The organism is Mycobacterium sp., from assembly GCF_032162105.1.
Taxonomy (GTDB): domain Bacteria; phylum Actinomycetota; class Actinomycetes; order Mycobacteriales; family Mycobacteriaceae; genus Mycobacterium.
The window spans coordinates 1-20,497 of the sequence record NZ_JAVRPS010000327.1; the positions used below are offsets into that span (position 1 = coordinate 1).

Annotated in this window: 21 protein-coding genes and 3 pseudogenes; 9 read left to right on the forward strand and 15 right to left on the reverse strand. The window is 66.8% G+C overall.

Annotated features, from left to right (window positions below; genetic code table 11):
* Positions 1-621, forward strand: a pseudogene (locus tag QOC69_RS16760) (HNH endonuclease); the annotation flags it as partial.
* On the opposite strand, the gene miaA reads toward QOC69_RS16760, so the two are convergent.
* From miaA to QOC69_RS16775, 3 genes are read right to left on the reverse strand one after another with little or no spacing between them, the layout of a single operon-like run.
* Positions 618-1,556: a tRNA (adenosine(37)-N6)-dimethylallyltransferase MiaA gene (gene miaA / locus QOC69_RS16765; RefSeq protein ID WP_526441505.1), complete on the reverse strand. Its 939-nt coding sequence runs from the start codon at positions 1,554-1,556 to the stop codon at positions 618-620. The pseudogene QOC69_RS16760 and the gene miaA overlap by 4 nt on opposite strands.
* Entirely contained in the window at positions 1,553-2,275 is a 723-nt protein-coding gene (locus QOC69_RS16770) for a class III extradiol ring-cleavage dioxygenase family protein (protein ID WP_526441507.1), read from the reverse strand. The genes miaA and QOC69_RS16770 overlap by 4 nt, the downstream gene beginning before the upstream one ends.
* A 9-nt stretch (positions 2,276-2,284) precedes the next feature.
* Complete coding sequence (locus tag QOC69_RS16775) at positions 2,285-3,172, reverse strand: DMT family transporter (RefSeq protein WP_526441509.1); 888 nt, start codon at positions 3,170-3,172, stop codon at positions 2,285-2,287.
* Between the two features lie 188 nt (positions 3,173-3,360).
* Between QOC69_RS16775 and QOC69_RS16780 the strand changes: the two genes are divergently transcribed.
* Complete coding sequence (locus QOC69_RS16780; RefSeq protein WP_526441511.1) at positions 3,361-4,677, forward strand: DUF349 domain-containing protein; 1,317 nt, start codon at positions 3,361-3,363, stop codon at positions 4,675-4,677.
* 9 nt (positions 4,678-4,686) lie between these two features.
* Here the strand turns inward: QOC69_RS16780 and QOC69_RS16785 are convergent, their stop codons facing one another.
* Positions 4,687-5,274 (reverse strand): Rv2732c family membrane protein, encoded by a 588-nt coding sequence (locus QOC69_RS16785; RefSeq protein WP_526441513.1) that lies wholly within the window; start codon positions 5,272-5,274, stop codon positions 4,687-4,689.
* Positions 5,271-6,800, reverse strand: coding sequence for a tRNA (N6-isopentenyl adenosine(37)-C2)-methylthiotransferase MiaB (gene miaB, locus QOC69_RS16790; RefSeq protein WP_526441515.1), 1,530 nt, complete (start codon positions 6,798-6,800; stop codon positions 5,271-5,273). The genes QOC69_RS16785 and miaB overlap by 4 nt, the downstream gene beginning before the upstream one ends.
* A gap of 160 nt (positions 6,801-6,960) precedes the next feature.
* Here miaB and QOC69_RS16795 point away from each other — a divergent pair, with 160 nt between their 5' ends.
* The 5 genes from QOC69_RS16795 (at position 6,961) to QOC69_RS16815 (ending at position 11,251) form a co-directional block, all read left to right on the forward strand.
* The gene (locus QOC69_RS16795) at positions 6,961-7,689 is read left to right on the forward strand and encodes an amino acid ABC transporter ATP-binding protein (protein WP_526441539.1); all 729 of its coding nucleotides are present in this window, start codon (positions 6,961-6,963) and stop codon (positions 7,687-7,689) included.
* A 32-nt stretch (positions 7,690-7,721) separates the two neighbouring features.
* The gene (locus QOC69_RS16800; protein WP_526441516.1) at positions 7,722-8,546 is read left to right on the forward strand and encodes a glutamate ABC transporter substrate-binding protein; all 825 of its coding nucleotides are present in this window, start codon (positions 7,722-7,724) and stop codon (positions 8,544-8,546) included.
* Positions 8,547-8,577: 31 nt separating this feature from the next.
* Positions 8,578-9,258 carry an amino acid ABC transporter permease gene (locus QOC69_RS16805; RefSeq protein WP_526441518.1) on the forward strand — a complete coding sequence of 227 codons (681 nt, stop codon included), beginning with the start codon at positions 8,578-8,580 and terminating at the stop codon, positions 9,256-9,258.
* Entirely contained in the window at positions 9,255-10,139 is an 885-nt protein-coding gene (locus QOC69_RS16810) for an amino acid ABC transporter permease (RefSeq protein WP_526441520.1), read from the forward strand. Before QOC69_RS16805 ends, QOC69_RS16810 begins: the two co-directional genes overlap by 4 nt.
* A 182-nt stretch (positions 10,140-10,321) precedes the next feature.
* Positions 10,322-11,251 (forward strand): hypothetical protein, encoded by a 930-nt coding sequence (locus QOC69_RS16815; protein ID WP_526441522.1) that lies wholly within the window; start codon positions 10,322-10,324, stop codon positions 11,249-11,251.
* A 15-nt stretch (positions 11,252-11,266) separates the two neighbouring features.
* On the opposite strand, the pseudogene QOC69_RS16820 reads toward QOC69_RS16815, so the two are convergent.
* The 8 genes and pseudogenes from QOC69_RS16820 to QOC69_RS16855 all read right to left on the reverse strand — a co-directional run.
* A pseudogene (locus QOC69_RS16820) lies at positions 11,267-11,476 on the reverse strand (RecX family transcriptional regulator); the annotation flags it as partial.
* A 142-nt stretch (positions 11,477-11,618) separates the two neighbouring features.
* The gene (locus tag QOC69_RS16825; protein WP_526441541.1) at positions 11,619-12,365 is read right to left on the reverse strand and encodes an LLM class flavin-dependent oxidoreductase; all 747 of its coding nucleotides are present in this window, start codon (positions 12,363-12,365) and stop codon (positions 11,619-11,621) included.
* Positions 12,308-12,595: pseudogene (locus tag QOC69_RS16830) on the reverse strand (LLM class flavin-dependent oxidoreductase); the annotation flags it as partial. The gene QOC69_RS16825 and the pseudogene QOC69_RS16830, both read right to left, overlap by 58 nt.
* 19 nt (positions 12,596-12,614) lie before the next feature.
* Complete coding sequence (locus tag QOC69_RS16835; RefSeq protein WP_526441543.1) at positions 12,615-13,280, reverse strand: amidohydrolase family protein; 666 nt, start codon at positions 13,278-13,280, stop codon at positions 12,615-12,617.
* Positions 13,193-13,585, reverse strand: a complete 393-nt coding sequence (locus tag QOC69_RS16840) for a hypothetical protein (RefSeq protein ID WP_526441524.1) — start codon at positions 13,583-13,585, stop codon at positions 13,193-13,195. Before QOC69_RS16840 ends, QOC69_RS16835 begins: the two co-directional genes overlap by 88 nt.
* Before the next feature lie 93 nt (positions 13,586-13,678).
* Complete coding sequence (locus tag QOC69_RS16845; RefSeq protein WP_526441526.1) at positions 13,679-13,990, reverse strand: hypothetical protein; 312 nt, start codon at positions 13,988-13,990, stop codon at positions 13,679-13,681.
* 325 nt (positions 13,991-14,315) lie between these two features.
* Entirely contained in the window at positions 14,316-15,026 is a 711-nt protein-coding gene (locus QOC69_RS16850; protein WP_526441527.1) for a GntR family transcriptional regulator, read from the reverse strand.
* A 112-nt stretch (positions 15,027-15,138) separates the two neighbouring features.
* Complete coding sequence (locus QOC69_RS16855) at positions 15,139-16,842, reverse strand: isochorismatase family protein (protein WP_526441529.1); 1,704 nt, start codon at positions 16,840-16,842, stop codon at positions 15,139-15,141.
* A gap of 229 nt (positions 16,843-17,071) precedes the next feature.
* Between QOC69_RS16855 and QOC69_RS16860 the strand changes: the two genes are divergently transcribed.
* Complete coding sequence (locus tag QOC69_RS16860; RefSeq protein ID WP_526441531.1) at positions 17,072-18,343, forward strand: MFS transporter; 1,272 nt, start codon at positions 17,072-17,074, stop codon at positions 18,341-18,343.
* Between the two features lie 2 nt (positions 18,344-18,345).
* Here the strand turns inward: QOC69_RS16860 and recX are convergent, their stop codons facing one another.
* Positions 18,346-18,891 (reverse strand): recombination regulator RecX, encoded by a 546-nt coding sequence (gene recX / locus QOC69_RS16865; protein WP_526441533.1) that lies wholly within the window; start codon positions 18,889-18,891, stop codon positions 18,346-18,348.
* Positions 18,857-19,909, reverse strand: coding sequence for a recombinase RecA (recA, locus tag QOC69_RS16870; protein WP_526441535.1), 1,053 nt, complete (start codon positions 19,907-19,909; stop codon positions 18,857-18,859). Before recA ends, recX begins: the two co-directional genes overlap by 35 nt.
* Positions 19,910-20,149: 240 nt before the next feature.
* Here recA and QOC69_RS16875 point away from each other — a divergent pair, with 240 nt between their 5' ends.
* Positions 20,150-20,479, forward strand: coding sequence for a hydrogenase maturation nickel metallochaperone HypA/HybF (locus QOC69_RS16875; protein ID WP_526441537.1), 330 nt, complete (start codon positions 20,150-20,152; stop codon positions 20,477-20,479).
* The last annotated feature ends 18 nt before the right edge of the window (positions 20,480-20,497 follow it).

Genomic DNA, 20,497 nt, shown 5'->3' on the forward strand with positions numbered 1-20,497 from the left:
TGGCCGACACCCTGGTCGAGCGGGTCACCGGGCGACCCGCCGAGGTCCCGGTCCCGGTCACGGTCGACCTGGTCCTGACCGATGAGAGCCTGCTGGCCGGCAGCACCTCACCGGCGCGGGTCGCCGGGTACGGGCCGGTCCCTGCCGCGGTCGCGCGGCGGCTGATCGGTGCCGCGGTCGCCGACAAGCGATCGCGAGCCACGCTGCGCCGGCTCTACAAACACCCCCGCAGCGGGGCACTGGTGGCCATGGAGTCCCGCGCCCGACTGTTCCCCAAGGGCCCTGGCACGGTTCATCGACCTGCGCGACGACACCTGCCGCACCCCATACTGCGACGCCCCGATCCGCCACCACGACCACGCCACCGCGCACACGCGGGGCGGTCAGACCAACGGACTCAACGGGCTCGGGGCATGCGAGGCGTGTAACTACGCCAAGGAAGCACCCGGCTGGAAAGTCACCACCACCCAGGATGAAACCGGGGGTCACCACGCCGAATTCATCACACCCACCGGAGCCCGCCACCACTCCACCGCACCACCACTACCCGGCCCCGTACGGTTCCAACGCAGCGCAATGGAAGTCGACATCGGCATCGCCATCGCCAAACACGCCGCCTAGGTCGACTCGGGACTGAGCTGTTGGCGGTCCCGCCACGCCCGAAGCACCGCGTCCACGTTGTCGATCGCCGATCCGTCCAGCCAGTGGATGCGGTGGTCGCGGCGGAACCACGATCGCTGGCGGCGCACGTAGCGCCGGGTACCGATGAACGTCCGCTCGCGCGCCTCGGCGAGTGCTGCGTCGCCACCGCCGGCGTCGAGTGCTTCGAGTACCTGCGCGTAGCCCAGCGCACGCGAGGCGGTGACACCGTCGCGCAGACCCCGATCCAGCAGCGCGGTGACCTCGCTGACCAGGCCGTCGGCGAACATGGTGTCCGTTCGCAACGCCAGACGATCGTCGAGAAGTTCGGTGTCCCAGTCCAATCCGACGATCACGGTGTTCCACCGCGGCGCGCCGATCGTCGGCGCCGACGCGGCGAACGGTCGACCCGTCAACTCCACCACTTCGAGCGCGCGCACGATGCGGCGGCCGTCGGTGGGCAGGATCGACGCCGCGGCCGCAGCGTCGACGCGGGCCAACTCCGCGTGCAGAACGCTCACCCCGACCTCGGCCAGCCGATCCTCCCAGCGCGCACGCACCGCCGGATCGGTCGCCGGGAACGCCCATTCGTCCAAGAGCGACTGCACGTACAACATCGACCCGCCGACCAGAACCGGCACTGCGCCCCTGGCGGCGATGGCTTCGACGTCGGCGGCAGCCGCCTGCTGGTAGCGGGCCACGGTCGCGGTCTGGGTCACGTCGAGCAGGTCGAGTTGGTGGTGCGGGATGTCGCGACGTTCGGCCACCGACAGCTTGGCGGTGCCGATGTCCATCCCCCGGTAAAGCTGCATCGCGTCGGCATTCACGATCTCGCCGCCGACCCGTTCCGCGACATCTAGGGCCAACGCGGACTTCCCCGTGCCCGTCGGCCCGACGATCGCGATGGGCCTGTTCACTCGGCCGATCCCCCGGTCGCTTCGCTCCGCCCCGCCGGGGTCCAGACGCCGGCGAAGTACCCGACCCCGTACGGCGCCCCGCGGTACAGCTCCCGCGCCGACGCCGGCGCCGGTTCGGTCAGTCCGGCGAGCACCTGGTAGGCGACCCGGCCGACCACACCGACCGGCAGCGTGGCCAGTGCGGCGGCGTCACCGCGGGCCAGCCCGTCGTCGAGGACAGCCTGAACCGCCACCGAATCGGGGTCGTAGCCGCCGGGCGCGGCCGGGTTGAGCGTGTGAGCTCCATCCGCGACCACCAGCACGCCCACCGCGTCGGCGGCCTCGTCGATCTCGGCGCGCAGGGTCCGACCGCGCGCCAGCGCAGTGTCAACCCCGTGGTCATGGGCGTAAACCCGAACCTCGGCCCGCGCCAGCGGACTGACCCGGCCCCGCACCCAACCGGCGATCAGCGCACACAATGGCAGCTCGGACGGAGCACCTGCACTCCCGGGTGCGAACGCGACGGGCACGTCGGCGCCGTAACCGGCGAACGTGCCGACCGCATCGGGGCCGATCACCGTGTCGACGGAGCCCGCCCCGACGGCCACCCATCGGTCAGGAAGCCCCGCAGCGGCGGCGAACACGGCATCGCGCAGGTCGACCAGTTCGGCCGCGGCTCCGGACGCGAGCTCGGGCACCAGTACGGGCGCCGACGGGACGATCGCGATGGCGCTCAGCACGAATCCACGCTAGCCAGCGGTTCGTTGGGCGGGTTCGTCGGCGCCCATCGTCGCGGCCTCTCCGCGCGCCAGGGCTGCGGTGGCGAACACCATCACCGCGACGGCCACGACGAGCGTGAACCAACCGGCCTCACCGGGACGCAACGCCTCGCCGAGCACGACCACACCGAGGACCGACCCGACGATCGGCTCGGTGACGGTCATCGTGGGCAGCGACGCGGTGAGCGAGCCCGCCCGGAACGACGACTGCTGCCACGCGGTGCCCGCGATGGCGACCACCACCCAGGCGTAGAGCTCCGGTGTCTTCAGTAGTGCCAGAATGCCGTCGTCGAGGCGGTCGACCACGCCCTTGGTGAGCACCGCGAACAATCCCCACAGCGCCCCCGACACGATCGCCAGCAGCACGGCACTCACCGGTCCGGAGAAGACGCGGGCGCCGATCATACAGGCCACCAGCGCGGGTCCGAGCACCGCTATCACCAGCGTCCAGGTCTCGAACGACGCCCTGGATTGACCTTCGGTCGGGTTGCCGACCGTGACGATCACCGCGACCGACACCGCCAGCAGCCCCGCCCAGATCCACTCGAAACGGGTTACCCGGCGATGCGTCAGCCGAGCATTGATCGGCAACGCGAACAGCAACGACGTCACCAGCACGGCCTGGACCAGCAGCACCGACCCGAGGCCAAGCGCGGCGGCCTGGAGGCCGAATCCGACGCCGGACACGATGCTGCCGAGCCACCACTGACGGTCGCGCAGCAGCCGGGTGAACAGGCCGAGGTGGCTGACCGGTTCGTCGGTGACGTCGTGCGCTGTCCGCTGGTGCATGACGTCGCCGACCGCGATGAAGAAGGCGGCACCGAGCGCCAGCAGGGCGGCGATGTCCGCCTTTTCCACCGGTGACCTCCCAGTCGTCCGACCCGATTCCCCGGTCGCTGCTCCGTCGAGCCTAGGCAAACTGCTAGCGCGAAGGCGTGGGCACGCCACGCGGCGACCTGTTTCAATAGCGTGCGAGAGCGTTAAACGGCGCCGCGTTGCGCGGCAGGAGCGCGGGTTAACCCCGCGGAGGGCACGAGGATACGGATATGACCACCAGCGAGTCAGGCGGGCCACCCCGGCCTACCCCCCGACCCGGACCACCGCGACCCGTCCCCAGGCCCGGCGGCCCACCCGCCGTCGTGGCCGTGGCCTCTGCGGACCCGCACCGATTCGGCCGCGTCGACCCGGACGGCACCGTCTGGCTGATCACTTCCGCGGGCGAACGCCAGATCGGGTCGTGGCAGGCCGGCGACATCGAGGCGGCCTTCGCGCACTTCGGCCGCCGCTACGACGACCTGCACACCGAGGTCGCGCTGATGGAAGGGCGCCTGGCGTCGGGCACCGGCGACGCGCGCAAGATCAAGTCCGCGGCCGCCGTGCTGGCCGAGAGCCTGCCGACCGCGGCGGTTCTGGGTGACATCGACGCGCTGGCCGCCCGGCTGAGCGCGATCGTCGACCAGGCCGACGCCAGTGCGCAGGAGGACCGCGCACGGCGCGACGAGCACCGCGCAGCCCAGACCGCTCACAAGGAGGCACTGGCCGTCGAGGCCGAGGACATCGCCGCCAACTCGACGCAGTGGAAGGCCGCGGGCGACCGGCTGCGCGACATCCTCGAGGAGTGGCGAACGGTCTCGGGGTTGGACCGCAAGACCGACGACGCGCTCTGGAAGCGGTACTCGGCGGCACGTGAGACGTTCAACCGTCGGCGCGGGTCGCACTTCGCCGAGCTCGACCGCGAGCGGGTCGGCGCCCGTCAGGCCAAGGAGGCGCTGTGCGACCGCGCCGAGGAACTCTCCGACTCGACCGACTGGGGCCCCACCGGCGCGACGTTCCGCGACCTGCTGACGCAGTGGAAGGCCGCGGGCCGGGCGTCCAAGGAGGTCGACGACGCGCTGTGGGCGCGGTTCAAGGGCGCCCAGGACAAGTTCTTCTCGGCCCGCAACGCCACCAACGCCGAGCGTGACGCCGAGTTCGGCGCCAACGCCGACGCCAAGCAGGCACTGCTCACCCAGGCCGAGGCCATTGACAGCTCCGATCCGGACGCCGCCCGCGCGGCGCTGCGGGCGATCGAAGACAAGTGGGACGCAATCGGCAAGGTGCCCCGCGAGCGCGGCGCCGAGCTCGAGCGACGACTTCGCGTCGTGGAGAAGCGGATTCGCGACGCGGCGTCGACCGGCTGGGCGGATCCGGAGGCGCAGGCCAGGGCCGACCAGTTCCGGGTTCGGGCCGAACAGTACGAGCAGCAGGCGGCAAAGGCCGAGGCCGCGGGCCGTACCAAGGACGCCGAGCAGGCGCGGGCGAACGCTACGCAGTGGCGGGAATGGGCCGAGGCGGCCGTCGAGGCGCTCGGCAAGAAGCGCTAGACGGGACCGCTAGGCGGAGTCGGGGCCGGGGTCGTCGCCGGGGCCGTCCAGCAGCCCCTTGCGCTGCCGTTCGGCGACGTACCTGCGGCGCTCGTCCTCGGCCGCCAGCTGCACCGCCGTGCGCGACCACACCACGCGCGCCCAGTGGAAGGTCAGCAGGATCACCGCGATCCAGGCCACGATCAGGCCGATGCCGGGTCCTGGGTGCGAAGCGGCGGCCGTCTGACGGGACCACACGGCCAGCATCCCGAGCGGGCAGGCCACGGCCGATCCGGCCAGGGCGATCCAGGCCAGCGCCCAACGTCGGGTCAGCAGGGCCAATATCGAGAATCCGACGCTGAACACCAGGACCAGCCAGACGAACACCCGCGACGGCAGCGCGATTGCAGCCTGGATGGCCGCGTCGTCGCCGACCAGTACGTCGAGTCCCCTGGCGCCACCGGTGTGCGGCAGGACGAACGACACCAGGATGACGAATACGAGGATCGCGACCACCATGGCCCTCGCCCCAGGGTCGATCTCGCGTGCGACGCGGCGCTCGGCGTCCTCGATGTCGCCCTTGAAGTCGTCGAAGTCCGGGTCGTTCCGGTCGGTCACAGGGCACACCCGGTCGTCGCCGGTTGCGTGGGCGGCGCCCCCACCCCGGGCATGCCGAGGCCGACGTTGGTGCTCACTCGACGCCCGGCGTCGTGTACGTCACCGGCGCGGGTGCGCCGATGTTCGAGGACGCCGGCGTCGGCGATCAGGTGATGCGGCGCGGCACCGGTCACCGTAGTGGTGACGACGTCGCCAGGGCGGATGTCGCGGTCGCCAGGAGCGAAGTGCACCAGTCGGCCGTCACGGGCCCGGCCCGACATCCGTGCGGTGCTGGCGTCCTTGCGGCCCTCGCCGGTGGCCACCAGGAGTTCGACGGACGAACCCACCTGGGCGGCGTTCTCCTCCAGCGAGATTCGCTCCTGCAGGTCGATCAGGCGCTGATAACGTTCCTGCACAACGGCTTTGGGAAGCTGGTCGGGTAACTCCGCCGCCGGGGTGCCTGGCCGCTTGGAGTATTGGAACGTGAACGCAGTGGCGAACCGGGCGCGCTCCACCACGTCGAGGGTGGCCGCGAAGTCCGCTTCGGTCTCGCCGGGGAACCCGACGATGAGGTCAGTGGTGATGGCCGCGTTTGGTATCGCGGCGCGGACCCGGTCGATGATGCCGAGGTAGCGCTCCGCGCGGTACGAGCGCCGCATCGCCTTGAGGATCCGGTCCGATCCGGACTGCAGCGGCATGTGCAGCGTCGGGCAGACGTTGGGCGTGGCCGCCATGGCTTCGATCACGTCGTCGGTGAACTCGGCCGGATGCGGCGAGGTGAACCGAACCCGCTCCAGTCCGTCGATCCGGCCGCACGCGCGCAGCAACTTCGCGAATGCGCCGCGGTCACGCGGAACATCGGAGTCGGCGAACGATACGCCGTAGGCGTTCACGTTCTGCCCGAGCAGCGTGACCTCGAGAACGCCCTGATCGACCAACGACTGCACCTCGGCGAGGACGTCGGCGGGACGCCGGTCGACCTCCTTGCCGCGCAGCGCAGGCACGATGCAGAACGTGCAGGTGTTGTTGCACCCCACCGAGATGGAAACCCATGCGGCGTAACCGGATTCCCGTGCGGCGGGCAGCGCCGACGGGAATTCCTGCAACGCTTCGAAGATCTCGACCTGGGCGGTCTTGTTGTGCCTGGCGCGTTCGAGCAGCGTCGGCAGCGAGCCGATGTTGTGCGTGCCGAACACGACGTCGACCCACGGCGCCCGCCGCAGCACCGCATCGCGGTCCTTCTGCGCGAGGCAGCCGCCCACGGCGATCTGCATGTCCGGCTCGGCCTGCTTGCGCGGTGCGAGATGGCTGAGGTTGCCGTAGAGCTTGTTGTCGGCGTTCTCTCTGACCGCGCAGGTGTTGAACACCACGACGTCGGCATCGGCGCCGACGGCGGCCCGCTCATATCCCGCCTGCTCGAGCAGGCCCGCAAGCCGCTCGGAGTCGTGCACGTTCATCTGACAGCCGTACGTCCGGACCTGATAGGTACGCGCAACGGGCCGGTCGCCTGCGGCGGCCGACACCTCGAGCGGCACCGTTGAAGTCACGGGCCAATGGTACGGGCGGGTATTGGCAGACCCAATTCGGCCAAATCAGCCAGATTGCCCAGAGCCCGGCAAGCTGCGCGTTACCTGGGTAGTGTCTGAGCGCATGGACACTGGCGGGGGGGCGACCGCAACCAGCGAACCGAAGCGCGATGCCGGCCCGATGATCTCAATACAGGGCGTCAACAAGCACTTCGGCAGCCTGCATGTGCTCAAGGACATCAACCTCACGGTGGACCGCGGTCAGGTGATCGTCGTGCTGGGGCCATCGGGATCCGGCAAGTCGACGTTGTGCCGCACCATCAATCGACTCGAACCGATTGACTCCGGCACGATCACCATCGATGGTGCACAGCTGCCCTCCGAGGGACGCAAGCTGGCAGAGCTGCGCTCCGACGTGGGCATGGTGTTCCAGTCGTTCAACCTCTTCGCGCACAAGACAATCCTGCAGAACGTCATGCTCGCGCCGATGAAGGTGCGCAAGAAGTCGAAGGACGAGGCGCGCGAGAAGGCCATGGAATTGTTGGAGCGGGTCGGCATCGCCAACCAGGCGGACAAGTACCCGGCCCAGCTGTCGGGCGGCCAGCAGCAGCGGGTGGCGATCGCACGGTCGCTGGCGATGAACCCGAAGGTGATGCTGTTCGACGAGCCGACCAGCGCGCTGGACCCCGAGATGATCAACGAGGTGCTCAACGTCATGACCGGTCTCGCGGCGGACGGAATGACGATGCTGGTGGTGACGCACGAAATGGGCTTTGCCCGGGGTGCCGCCAACCAAGTCGTCTTCATGGCCGACGGTGCGGTCGTCGAGCACGCGGAGCCCAAGGAGTTCTTCTCCAACCCGAAATCCGACCGCGCCAAGGACTTCCTCGGCAAGATCCTCAACCACTGATGTCCCGTCGAAAGGAAACGAACGTGCCCTCCGTGACCAAACCCTCCCTGCGATTCCGGGTGGCCGCCGCCTTGGCGCTCGCCATCGCGCTGCCCTTCTCCGTCACCGCCTGTGGTGGCGGCGGCGGCTCGGAGGCGGGCAAGATCACCATCGGAACGAAGTTCGACCAGCCCGGCCTGGGGTTGAAGAACCCGGACGGCAAGATGAGCGGTTTCGACGTCGACGTCGCCACCTACGTCGCGGGTGAGCTCGGCTTCAAGCCCGAGGACATCGAGTGGAAGGAATCCCCGTCGGGGCAGCGTGAGACGCTGATCCAGAACGATCAGGTCAAGTTCATCGCCGCGACCTACTCGATCACCGATGCCCGCAAGGAGAAGGTCGACTTCGCCGGGCCTTACTTGATCACCGGCCAGAGCCTGTTGGTCAAGGCGGACAACACCGACATCACCGGCGCCGAGTCGCTGCAGAACAACAAGAAGCTGTGCTCGGTGTCGGGTTCGACGCCGGCGCAGCGCATCAAGGACAAGTACCCCGGCGTGCAGCTGCAGCAGTACGACACCTATTCGGCCTGCGTCGAGGCGCTGAAGAACGGCGCGGTCGACGCGGTGACCACCGACGAGGTGATCCTGGCGGGCTACGCCGCGCAAACCCCTGGCGCCTTCAAGGTCGTCGGCGGGACATTCTCGGAGGAGAAGTACGGCATCGGGCTGAAGAAGGACGACACCGAACTGCGCACCAAGATCAACGACGCGATCGAGAAGATGGAGAAGGACGGCGCATGGAAGGCCGCCTTCGACAAGAACCTCGGTCCTGCAGGGATCACGGCCCCGGCGCCCCCCGCTGTAGACCGTTACTGAGCCGGCGCGCCGAGGTCGGTAACACAGCACAGTGGAGATCTTCACCGAGTACCGCAGCGAGATCTTTGCGGCGTTCTGGGTCACGATCAAGCTGACGCTCTACTCCGCGGTCGGCGCGCTGATCCTCGGCACGGCGATGGCCGCGATGCGGCTGGCGCCGGTGCCGATGCTCAATTGGATCGGGACGACCTACGTCAACGTGGTGCGCAACACCCCGCTGACGTTGATCATCCTGTTCTGCTCGTTCGGCCTGTCGCAGACGTTGGGCATCACGCTGGTCGATTCGAATTCGCTGACGTCGATCGCGGACAGCAACTTCCGGTTGGCGGTGCTCGGATTGAGCGTCTACACCGCGGCGTTCGTGTGTGAGACAGTGCGGTCCGGGGTCAACACGGTACCGCTGGGCCAGGCCGAAGCGGCCCGGTCCCTCGGCTTCACGTTCAGCCAGAATCTTCGGATCATTTTGCTGCCGCAGGCTTTTCGTGCCGTTCTCATTCCGCTGGGGTCGGTACTGATCGCGCTGACGAAGAACACCACGATCGCCTCGGCAATCGGTGTCGCCGAGGCCGCGCTGCTGATGAAGGGGATGATCGAGAACACCGCCGCGCTGCTGGCGGTGGGCACGATCTTCGCCGCCGGGTTCGTCATCCTGACGCTGCCGCTGGGATTGTTGTTCGGATATCTAGGCAAGCGACTGGCGGTGGCAAGATGAGTGGCTCGGTTCTCTTCGACGCACCGGGGCCGCGGGCACGGGTACGCAATCACGTGATATCCGCCATCACCGCGGTGCTCACCCTGCTGGTGCTTTGGGTGGTCTATTCGCGGCTGGAGGCCAAGGGCCAACTCGACGCGGCCAAATGGAAGCCGTTCCTGACCTCGAACCTATGGGTCACCTACTTGCTGCCCGGCGTTCAGGGCACGCTCACGGCGGCGGCGGTATCCATCGTGCTGGCGTTGGTGCTCGGCTTCGTGCTGGGTGTCGGCCGGCTGTCGACCCACAACGCGATCCGCTGGACCTGCTCGGTGTTCGTGGAGTTCTTCCGCGCCGTCCCGGTGCTGATCATGATGATCTTCGCCTACTTCTTGTATGCGACGTACGACGTGTTCCCATCGAAACACCTTGCGCTGGCGGGAGTCATCACCGGTCTGACGCTGTACAACGGCGCAGTCATCGCCGAGATCGTCCGTGCCGGGGTGAACGCCCTGCCCCGCGGTCAGTCCGAGGCCGCGTCGGCACTCGGCCTGCGCTGGGGGCAGACCATGCGGTCGATCCTGCTACCCCAGGCCGTCACGTCGATGCTGCCGGTGCTGATATCGCAGCTCGTCGTGGTGCTCAAGGACACCGCGATCGGCTACCAGATCACCTTCCTCGAGATGGTGCGCCAGGGCACGAACGTCGGATCGTCCTACGGCAACTACATTCCCGCACTGATCGTCATCGCCTTGTTGATGATCAGCGTCAACTTCTCGCTGTCGGCATTCGCGGTGTGGCTCGAGGGCCGGATGCGGCGATCCCGCAAGGGGCCGGCGCCACTGCACATCGCACCCGTCACGCAGGGCACGTTCGCGGCAGGCGGCGGAGGGTCGATCTGAAACCCGGCGCGTTGAACCCGGCGCGCTCCCAGTTCGTGTCCTAAGAGTGGTTCGCGCGAAATCGCGCTGACCGGATGACCAACTGACGCACTCAACGGGGAGTTGCCATGATTGGGTTCATTCGTCCGTGCCTCATATCTGGAGTTGCAGTGCTCGGGGCCAGCGCGCTGGCGGTAACGCCCGTGACACCGCCCCCCACCCGACCTGAACCGCCGCCCATTGCGCTGGCGGCGCTCGCACAACCGCTGGCAGCGCCAATGCCGGTGGCATCAGTGCAGCCGTTCGATCTGGTGGGTCAACAGGTGAGTTTCCATGTCGGCTTCGTCGCGGATTTCGTCGTGACCGGGGCGCAACTCGTCGCCCGCCAGGTCCCGATACCCGGGACCCTGCTGCAAGACATTCAGAACGGCACGCCGCTGCCCGTCGCGGTCGGCCGGGCCCTGCAGACCTTCGCCGACGTCGAAATCGATGCCGGCCGCGAATTGGTGGGGTTCGCAACGGAGTACGTGAACTTTCAGATTGATTTCCTGACGAAGGTCCTGCGGGATGTCATGACCACCGTCAGTAACACCACCATCGCCTTCGCGGCCTTCGCGGTCGGCGTCGTCGGCCAGTTGGTGAACTCGATGACCTCGGTGGCCGCACGCCTGACGCCAGCGTCGACGCAGGCTGTGCCCACGAGCGCGGAGCCGGTCTCGGTCGGTCTCGCGCCGGCGTCCGCGCGCCAGACCACGCCGCCGTCAGCGACTGAACGGCGGTCCGACGGCCGGGCCATCGAAACCATGCACGATTCGACGAGAACGGCCTCCACCGCCGAGGACACCGTCACGGAGCAGCCGAAGAAGCCGAAGCCGGCGATATCGGCCGTGGAGGCCGTCGACGCACCCCAGACCGTCACGGAGTCGACGGTCAGCGGTCAAGGCGAAGTCAGAACCGCCACCACCGGCACGACGGGCACGGATGGCGTCGCCGCCAAGGATCGCGACGGCGCAACGCAGGCCAACAAGGGTGGCAATGGCGAAGCGCGCTCCAAGCCCGATGCGGCGCCTGAGGATAAGGGCGACACCGACACCGCGCCTCAGAAGGACTCGGGCACCAACGAGAAACCCTGATCTGCATCCACGTCGCTACACTCGCCTGCGTTCCCGCTCGCTGGCCAGCGCCACCTCGACCACGTCGAAGGCCATCGACTGGTTGTAACCGCGGCGGGCCAGCATGCTCACCAGCCTGCGCGCCACCTTGACGTCGTCGATGCCCTTGGTCCGCAGCTCGGAGGCCAAGGCGCGCTTGCCCTTTCCGGCGTTGACGTGCCGGGACCGCACCCACTGCTCGGCGAACGCGGCAGGCGGCGGAGGGTCGATCTGAACCTGGCGCCCAGGCGGCGTAGCGAGCTGCCTGCCCGAAGCCAGGTTGACCGCGCCAGACGGCGTCCAGGTCGCCCCAAATGCGCTGGGACGACCTGGAACAACCGTCGTCGGGTCAGCCCCGCAGCTTGGGCAGCACCTCGCGGCCGAGCAACTCGATCTGGTCGAAATAACGGTCGAACTTGAACCGGAAGTCGAACACGAGATGTTCGGTGCCCAGATCCTGGAACTTCTTGATCTCGGCCACCGCCTCGTCGGGACTCCCGACGATCAGCTGACCCTCCAGGTCCTCGACCGTCTCGAAGCGGCCCGAAGGCGGCTTCACCGCATACTTGGCCTTATTGGCCCACGCCAACAGACCGGGAATGTTCACGTGCTGTAGTGCCTCTTCCCGGGTCTCCTCGATGCTGGTCGGGGGGATCACCGCGATTGTGGGCATCGGCTGTTCCCGCGCCGCGGAGAGCTCACGCATCGTGTCGATTCGCTTGGCCATGGTCCCCAACGAGATCCTGCCCGGCATCCAACCATCACAGAACTCCACCGCCAGGCGTGCCGATCGCGGTGTCGCGCCGCAGTACCAGAAGGGCACACGGCCACCGACCGGCTTCGGTTCGATTGTGACGTCGTTGAACGTGAAGTTGTCGTCGGCGTAGTCGACGTCGTTCTCGGTGAATACCCGCCGCAGGATCTCGGCGTTGGACCGCACCAGCTCGACCCGGTCACGGCCACCCCACTCGATGGCCTCGAACTCGTGATCGAACGTGCCCGCACCGAAACCGAGGATGAGCCGGGTCCAACCAGTTGGGTGATCGTCCCCGCCATCAAGGCAGTGACGAGGGGATGGCGGAAGGGAATCAGCGATCCGGTTCCGAGTTCGATGCGCTTGGTGACCGCCCCGATTGCAGTCAGCGTGGTCAGCGCGTCGTAGAAGGTTCGGTTCGGCTTCTCCATCTCGCCGTGTGGCTCGAATACCAGGTGATCGCGTACCCAGACCGAGTCGAAGCCGAGATCCTCGGCCAGCTTCGACCCCTCCAACAGCTTCTCCTTGTCGGCGTGCTCGCCGAAGTGGGGCAGCAACAATCCGAACTTCATGTGGTAGCTCTCTTCTCTCTCAGGCGACCGTGGTCGCGAGTCGGCCGTATCCGGGCTTACCGAGTACTCGTCCGTCGGCGAACACCTCTTCGCCCCGCACGAACGTTCTGTCGATGGATGTGCTGATCTCGCGCCCGTCGTACGGATTCCAGCCGCAGCGCGACAGCACGCCGTCGTTGGTGATGGTCCAAGGCGAATCCATGTCCGCGACAACCAGATCCGCATCGGCCCCGATCTGGATGGCACCCTTGGTACCCATCAGCCCGAATGCCTCCGCCGGCCGCATTGCGACCAACGACACCACCCGGTCGAGCGTAAGCTTGCCGTTGTTCACCGCGTCCAGAAGAAGCGGGTAGTAGTACTGGATGCCGGGTGTGCCGGTATGGCAGCTCCACATCGTCGTCCAGCCGATCTCCTTCTCCTCCCGGGTGTGCGGAGCGTGATCGCTGGAGCAGATGTCGATGGTGCCGTCGGCCATTCCCTCCCATATCGCATCTCTGCCTTCATCGGGGACCCAGTAGGACAGCGCGTACGGTCCGAGGCGCTCGACGTCATCCCAGGTGGACAGGAATGGGCCCCAATGGTTGACCTCACACGTCACGTCCACGCCGGCAGCCTTCGCGGGCGCACGGCCTCGACGGAGCGGCGGGTCTGCATGTGCGCAATGTGCACCGGACAGCCCGATGCCTCGGCCAGCCTCAGCACAACGTCGATGGCGGTGTCCCAGATCACGCCGGAACGGCTTGCGTACGCGGATGCGTAGCCCTGCGGGGTGTTCTCGCCGCGTGCCAGATACTCACCTTCGATGTAGTCCATCAAGGCTTGGTCATGTGGGTGGATGATGAATCGCTTCCCCGTCGGTGCGATCAGGTCCATCATCTTCAGCAGCGCGCCGTGGTCGTGCATGCCGGTACCCGCCGGATGCGGATAGGTGCGGCCGGTGTCGACGACCATGTAGATCTTGTAGGCCTGGATTCCCATGTCTGCCATCAGCTGGATCTGGTCGTACTTGGTGGGCGCGGGATTGTGGTTGTAGTCGACGATCGAGGTGCGTGAATACCGCTCGAAGACATCGGTCAGGGTCTAGACGTCGTTAGTCGGCGGGTTCAGGTTGGGCATCCCGAAGATGGTGGTGACCCCGCCGACCGCGGCCTGACGCGAGGTGGTCTCGATGTCTTCCTTGTGCTCGAAGCCCGGCTCCCGGGTGTGCACGTGCACATCGACCATCCCCGGCAACACCAGCTTGCCGGTCACGTCGACCGTGCGCTCCGCCGTGACCGGAACGTCGGCGCCGACGAGGCCGACGATCTTGCCCTCGGTCACCAGTACATCGGCGGCGATGCTGCCCGCAGGCGTCACCACCGTTCCGCCGCTCATCTTCAGATCAATGCCCACGCAACCACTCCGATCACTAGGTCCGTCCCACTCGTCACGAGCGCGATGCGTTGCCGCAGAGGCTTGGCGACCTCGATCGATGCGCCGCACGTGCGTCCGTCGAATTTGGGACTTGTACTCTCAGTATCTTAGATACAAAATCCATAATTTAAACCCGAGATGTCCGAAGGAGTCGGTGGACGAGATGGGGCGGCCGGATGGCCCTACCGAACACACGGCCAGAAGCGCCGGTCACGCCCGTCGACCGGCGTCCACGACACCACCGATACCCTGGGTAATCAGTTGCCGGACAAGCGATTTCCAGACTCGAACGCGAACCCGCGGCCTAGGCTGGTGTTGTCTCCTGGTCGCTGGCCACAATGGCCTGCAGCTTGGTCGACACCTTTTCGAGGTGACTGACCAACCACTTCGTCGCGGATTTGACGTCGCGCGCCCGCAGGTGCTTGATGAGTTCGTCGTGACTGTGGTGCTCGTTGACGCGCTGCAGGAGCAGGTATCGACCGACGGCGGCACGAAGGTTGTTCACCTGGGTCAGCGCGCGGGGCCGATTTGCGCGCGCGTACAGCACCTCGTACATCTGGTAGCGCCGTTCGAGCTGCTCGACGCCATCGACGGCGTCTTCCATCTCGCGGACGATCGCTTCGAGCCTGTCCACCAACTCGTCGTCGATCGACGCGATGGCCAGCTTGAGCAGGTACGACTCCAAGAGAATTCGGAGTTCGTAGATCTCCGCGATCTCACTGGGCCGCAGGACGGACACCGTCGCGCCGCGGTAGTGATTGATCTGAACGAGCCCCTCGTTCTCGAGCTGCCGCAGACTCGCACGCACGGGCATCCGGCTGACGCCGAGGGACTCGGCGATGGAATCCAGATTGAGCCGCTGGCCCGGACGGAAGATTCCGTGCGTGATCGCCTCGCGGATGAAGGCCTGCGTCATGTCCTCGACGGTCTTGAAGGTGCCACGAACCGAGTCCGCGATGTGTCCCAGGATCTGAGCGTCCACGTCGGACACTGCGGGCTCAACCGTGCGCGCCATCGACCCCTGGCCTCATTCCTCCGCCACGGCACGATATCGCCGTGGTTGCGGTCCGGTACTTATCAGCTTGCATATTAGATCAAGGATTCCCGAAATTGTGGTAAGCGTTCCATCAGTCCTCTTCGGGTAGGTCGTTCATGAGCCGCCAGACCCGTTCGGGGGTCAAGGGCAACCTGGTTGGCCACCGTCCTATGGCCTGCGCGACCGCCGATGCCACCGCACCACCGATCGGGTTCAATTGCCCCTCGCCGGCGCCCTTCGCCCCGTAGGGTCCGACGCCGTCGCGTCGTTCGGCGATCATCAGGTCGATCCGCCTCGCCAGGTCGCCGGCTCGGGGAACCCGGTAATCGACGACGTTGGCGTTCGCCAACTGTGGGCCGTCGTATACCAACTCCTCGAACAACGCGGCACCCAGTCCCTGCGTTGCAGCGCCGAGGTCCTGCCCCTCGACGGCCTGCGGGTTGATGGCGAAGCCGACGTCGGCACACGTCACCAATTGATCGACGGTGACGTATTCCGTGTCGGGGTCAACCTCGACGGCCACGCCGACCATGCCGGTCTCCCAGAACGGTGGCATTTCCTTGGTCACGCCGTCACGACGAAGCAGACCGACGCCGGTAACTTCTCCCGCGGACCCACCGAACCAGTTGCGCACCACGGCGCCGAAGTCGAGAGCTTGCCCGTCGGGTCCGCGCACCCCGCCAGGGGCGTCGGTGACTTGGTCGGGCGAGCAGTCCCACAGCTCGGCCGCCATCGCGCGCAGCTTCTGCTTGGCGTCATCGCAGGCCCGCTGAAGCGCTAGACCGGTCAGCGTCGTCGTCCGGCTGGCGCCGGTGGTCCGTTCGTAGGCCGTTCCCGCCGTGTCCGACTGGACGACGGACACCTTGCGCATCTCGATGCCGAACTCCTCGGCGGTGATCTGCGCCAGCAGTGACCGGCTCCCCTGGCCCATTTCAGCGGATCCGGACAGCACTATCACCGATCCGTCGGTCTCGACGCGTACCTGCGCAGTGGAGATCGGGTATGCGCCGGCGTCTGAGGCGGTCGCGCCGAAACCCACTCCGTAGTAAGGGATGTCCCGGCGGCCCCGTTCGAGCGATTCCACCACCATCTCGAGGTCGGCAAGCAGGTCCGCGTCGATCCCGCGGTTGCCAGGCAGGATCTCCTCGCCGAAGAGGTTGATCGCGCGGGACGCTTCGTGGCGGTCGTACACGCACCCCTCGACCACCACCATGTGCAATCTGTTCGAACACCCATCGGTAACCGTTGCGCGTACGCAGCCGCTCACGCTCTCGCCGCAGACGATCAGCGTGTCGATTCCCTCTGAAATCAGATGCCCGAGCAATGGTGTCCCGCAGAATCCGCTGGGTGCGGTCTTGCGCAAGACCACCTCCCCCGGCAGCGGCTCGGCCTGTTCGATGAAGTCGAACCTGCGCCGATGACGATCCATCTCGTCGGGGGTACGACCCGACCGAGCGTGTCGACCGCCCAGCCGGGCCCCCCATGCGGGAATGCCGGACTCTTCCTCTGCCAGACCAGTGAGGTGGATGACCGGGATCTTCGCGGCGCGTGCCACCGACAGCAGCTTCGCCACCTCGGTCGCCGCCTTCCACCCGGCCAGCCCGGTACTCGACGGCCAGGTACGGATCGACTCGAGAATCGGTTCCGGCTTGTCTCCCAAGGCCTTCCGATAGTTGTCGATCGACAGCACGGCGGGGCGACGTCCGAATCCCCTGCGCCGGGTGGGCGCGGACGCGGCTAGGTGCGCTTTGTCTTGCTCGGTGAGAGACCGTTCCCACACCCAATCAACGCCCATGGCACTCCTGCGGTGAATTTTGACTTAAGATCCTTGATATTAGATCCAAACTGTAATTTGGGTAGTCGAGTTGGTCAAGAGCTGCGGCGATCCAACGCTGGCCGAGTCGCCGACGCGGTGAGCACCCGACTACCTTCATCCGGTCGGAATTCCACCGAACCGTCCAGCGACGTGGTCAATCAGCCACGGAGAGAGGAGTTTCCGCCTTGACGGACACGGGGATCGGACAGTGAAGTGGCGATCCCGGGACCGACGGGGCGGCCTGCTGCGGTCACTGCGGCACTCCCCGAACCTGCGGATCTATCTCGCCGGGCACTGCGTGAGCGTCATCGGCACGTGGGTGCAGCGCGTCGCGCAGGACTGGCTGGTCCTGCAGATCACCCACAGCGGCGCCGCGCTCGGCCTATCCGTCGCCGCCCAGTTTGCCCCGATGCTCTTCCTGGCGCCCTATGGCGGAGTCCTCGTCGATCGACTGGACCGGCGCCGTACCGTCATGGCGACACAGGCCGCAAGTGGATTGATGGCGGTCGTGCTGGCGGCGATCACCTTGTCCGGGGCCGTGCAGCTGTGGTCCGTTCTCGCCCTGGGCCTCGGACTCGGACTGATCACCGTCCTCGACGTCCCGGCCCGGCAGGCGTTCGTAGCCTCGATGGTCGAGCCTGGCGACTACGCGAACGCCCAAGCACTGACATCGAGCGTCAACAACTCCGGCCGGCTGGTGGGACCCGCCGTTGCCGGCTTGCTGATCGCGAGTGTCGGTGTCGGGTGGGCCTTCGCCGTGAACGCGATGTCCTTCGTCGCGGTTCTGGTGAGCCTGTTCCTGCTGAACGTCGGTCAACTGAAACCATCACCGCGGATTGCACCCAAGAAGGGACAGGTGCGGGAGGGACTTGGCTACCTCTGGGCCACGCCGCAGCTTCGGGCCACCCTCATTCTGGTCGCCGTGGTCGCGATCTTCGGCCAGAACTTTCGCGTGGTGCTGCCGCTCGCGGCCACCGAGCTCTACCATGGCGACGCCTCGACTTACGGCTGGCTCACGTCGGCGATCGGCCTGGGCGCCCTGCTCGGCGCCGTCGTCAGCGCGAGCATTGCGATACCCACTGCCTGGACGTTGCTGTTGACGACCGTGGCGTTCGGTTTGGCGAACGTCGTCTCGGCCTTCAGCCCAGTGCTAGCCGTGGCACTGGTGACGATGGTCTCGATCGGCATCACCAACATCATCTTCAACACGGTCGCCCGGTCGGTGCTGCTGTTGAACAGTGAGCCCGGAATGCACGGCCGCATGATGGCGATCCATGGGCAAGTGTTCCTCGGCTCCACTCCGATCGGCGGCCCGCTAGTCGGTTGGCTGTGCGAGTTATGGGGCGCACGTGCAGGTTTCCTCATCGCCGGCGGAACCGCTCTGCTTGCCTGCGTTTTCCTGCTGAGCATTACCTACCGCACCCGCCATGCGACGCCGACCGGGCCGACCGGGCAACCGATGCCTACCGACCCGCCCTAGCCTCAGACCTTCCGGCGTTCCCGCTCGCTGGCCAACGCCACCTTGACCACGTCGAAGGCCATCGACTGGTTGTAGCCGCGACGAGCCAGCATGCTCACCAACCTGCGCGCCACCTTGACGTCGTCGGTGCCGTCGGTCAGGCGCTCGCGACGCAGCTTGTCGGCGACGAGCTGCTCGGCCCGAACCCGTTCGGCGTCGGCGTCGATGTCGGCCAGAACCGCGGCGATCACCTCATCGTCGACGCCCTTGGTCCGCAGCTCGGAGGCCAAGGCGCGCTTGCCCTTTCCGGCGTTGACGTGCCGGGACCGCACCCACTGCTCGGCGAAGTCCTCGTCGTCGACGAGGCCGACGTCGGCCAGCCGGTCCAGAACCCCGGCACTGACGTCCTCGGGGTAGCCCCGCTTCGTCAGCTGTCCGGCCAGCTCGGCCCGGGTTCGCGCTCGCGCGGTGAGCAGACGCAGGCACAACGCCCGCGCCTGCTCCTCACGGGAAGCCGAATCCGCTTGCGGCGACTCAGAAGTCGACGGGAGCGGGCAGGGGTTCGACATTGCTGGGCTCGTTGGTCAGCACGGCGCCGATGCCGAGCTTCTCCTTGATCTTCTTCTCGATCTCGGCCGCCGTATCGGGGTTCTCGATCAGGAAGTTCCTGGCGTTCTCCTTGCCCTGGCCCAGCTGCTCACCCTCGTAGGTGAACCAGGAGCCGGACTTACGGACGAAGCCGTGCTCGACACCCATGTCGATGAGCGAGCCCTCCTTGGAGATGCCATGGCCATAGAGGATGTCGAACTCGGCCTGCTTGAACGGCGGCGCCATCTTGTTCTTGACGACCTTGCAGCGGGTACGGTTGCCGACCGCGTCCGTGCCGTCCTTGAGCGTCTCGATGCGCCGGACGTCCAGGCGGATGGAGGCGTAGAACTTCAAAGCCTTTCCACCCGTTGTCGTTTCGGGCGATCCGAACATCACTCCGATTTTCTCGCGGAGCTGGTTGATGAAGATCGCGGTGGTGTTCGAGTTGCTCAGCGCACCGGTGATCTTGCGCAGCGCCTGGCTCATCAGGCGGGCCTGCAGACCGACGTGGCTGTCGCCCATCTCGCCCTCGATCTCCGCACGCGGCACCAGGGCGGCGACCGAGTCGATGACCAGGATGTCCAGGGCGCCGGACCGGATCAGCATGTCGGCGATCTCGAGTGCCTGCTCACCGGTGTCGGGCTGGGAGACCAGCAGCGAGTCGGTGTCCACGCCCAGCTTCTTGGCGTAGTCGGGATCCAGTGCGTGCTCGGCGTCGATGAAGGCCGCGATCCCGCCGGCGGCCTGCGCGTTGGCGACCGCGTGCAGTGCGACGGTGGTCTTACCCGAAGACTCCGGGCCGTAGATCTCGACTACCCGGCCGCGCGGCAGTCCGCCGATGCCGAGTGCCACGTCAAGGGCGATCGAGCCGGTCGGGATGACCGAGATCGGCGCACGCACCTCGTCGCCGAGTCGCATCACCGAACCTTTGCCGTGACTCTTCTCGATCTGGGCGAGAGCGAGCTCGAGGGCCTTCTCGCGATCGGGGGCTTGCGCCATTGTGGTGTCTCCGTCCTCGTGGGTGTTCGATCAGTTGGCCGTGACGCTAGCCACGGGGTACGACAAGCTTCGTGTCTACGACAGTAGCGAACGTGTGTTCGATTTCAAGGAGGCGCGCCGGGTGCGCGAGCAGACACAAAATCACCCTCGTGTCGGCGTGTCGAGGCACTTTTGCGTCTGCTCGCCCAGAAGAGGATCCGGGCCTATCGTGGGGTCATCGGAGCCCAGAGCGGGGCGGACATGCACGAGATGGCGTTGACGCAGAGTCTTGTCGAAGCGGTGTGCGAGCACGCTGCCGGTCGCCGCGTGCACAGCGTGAAGTTGGAGGTAGGCGCATTGTGCGCCGTCGTGCCCGATGCCATGACGTTCTGCTTCGAGCTGGCCACCGAGGGCACCGTCGCCGACGGTGCCCGACTGGACGTCGACATCCGCCCCGGTACGGCCCGGTGCCGAAGCTGCGACAAGCACTTCGAGCTGACCGACCCGATTCTGTTGTGTCCCTGCGGCAGTGCCGATGTCGAGGTACTGGCCGGCCGGGATCTGAAGATCCTCTCGATGGAAGTGAGCTGATCATGTGCGCGACCTGCG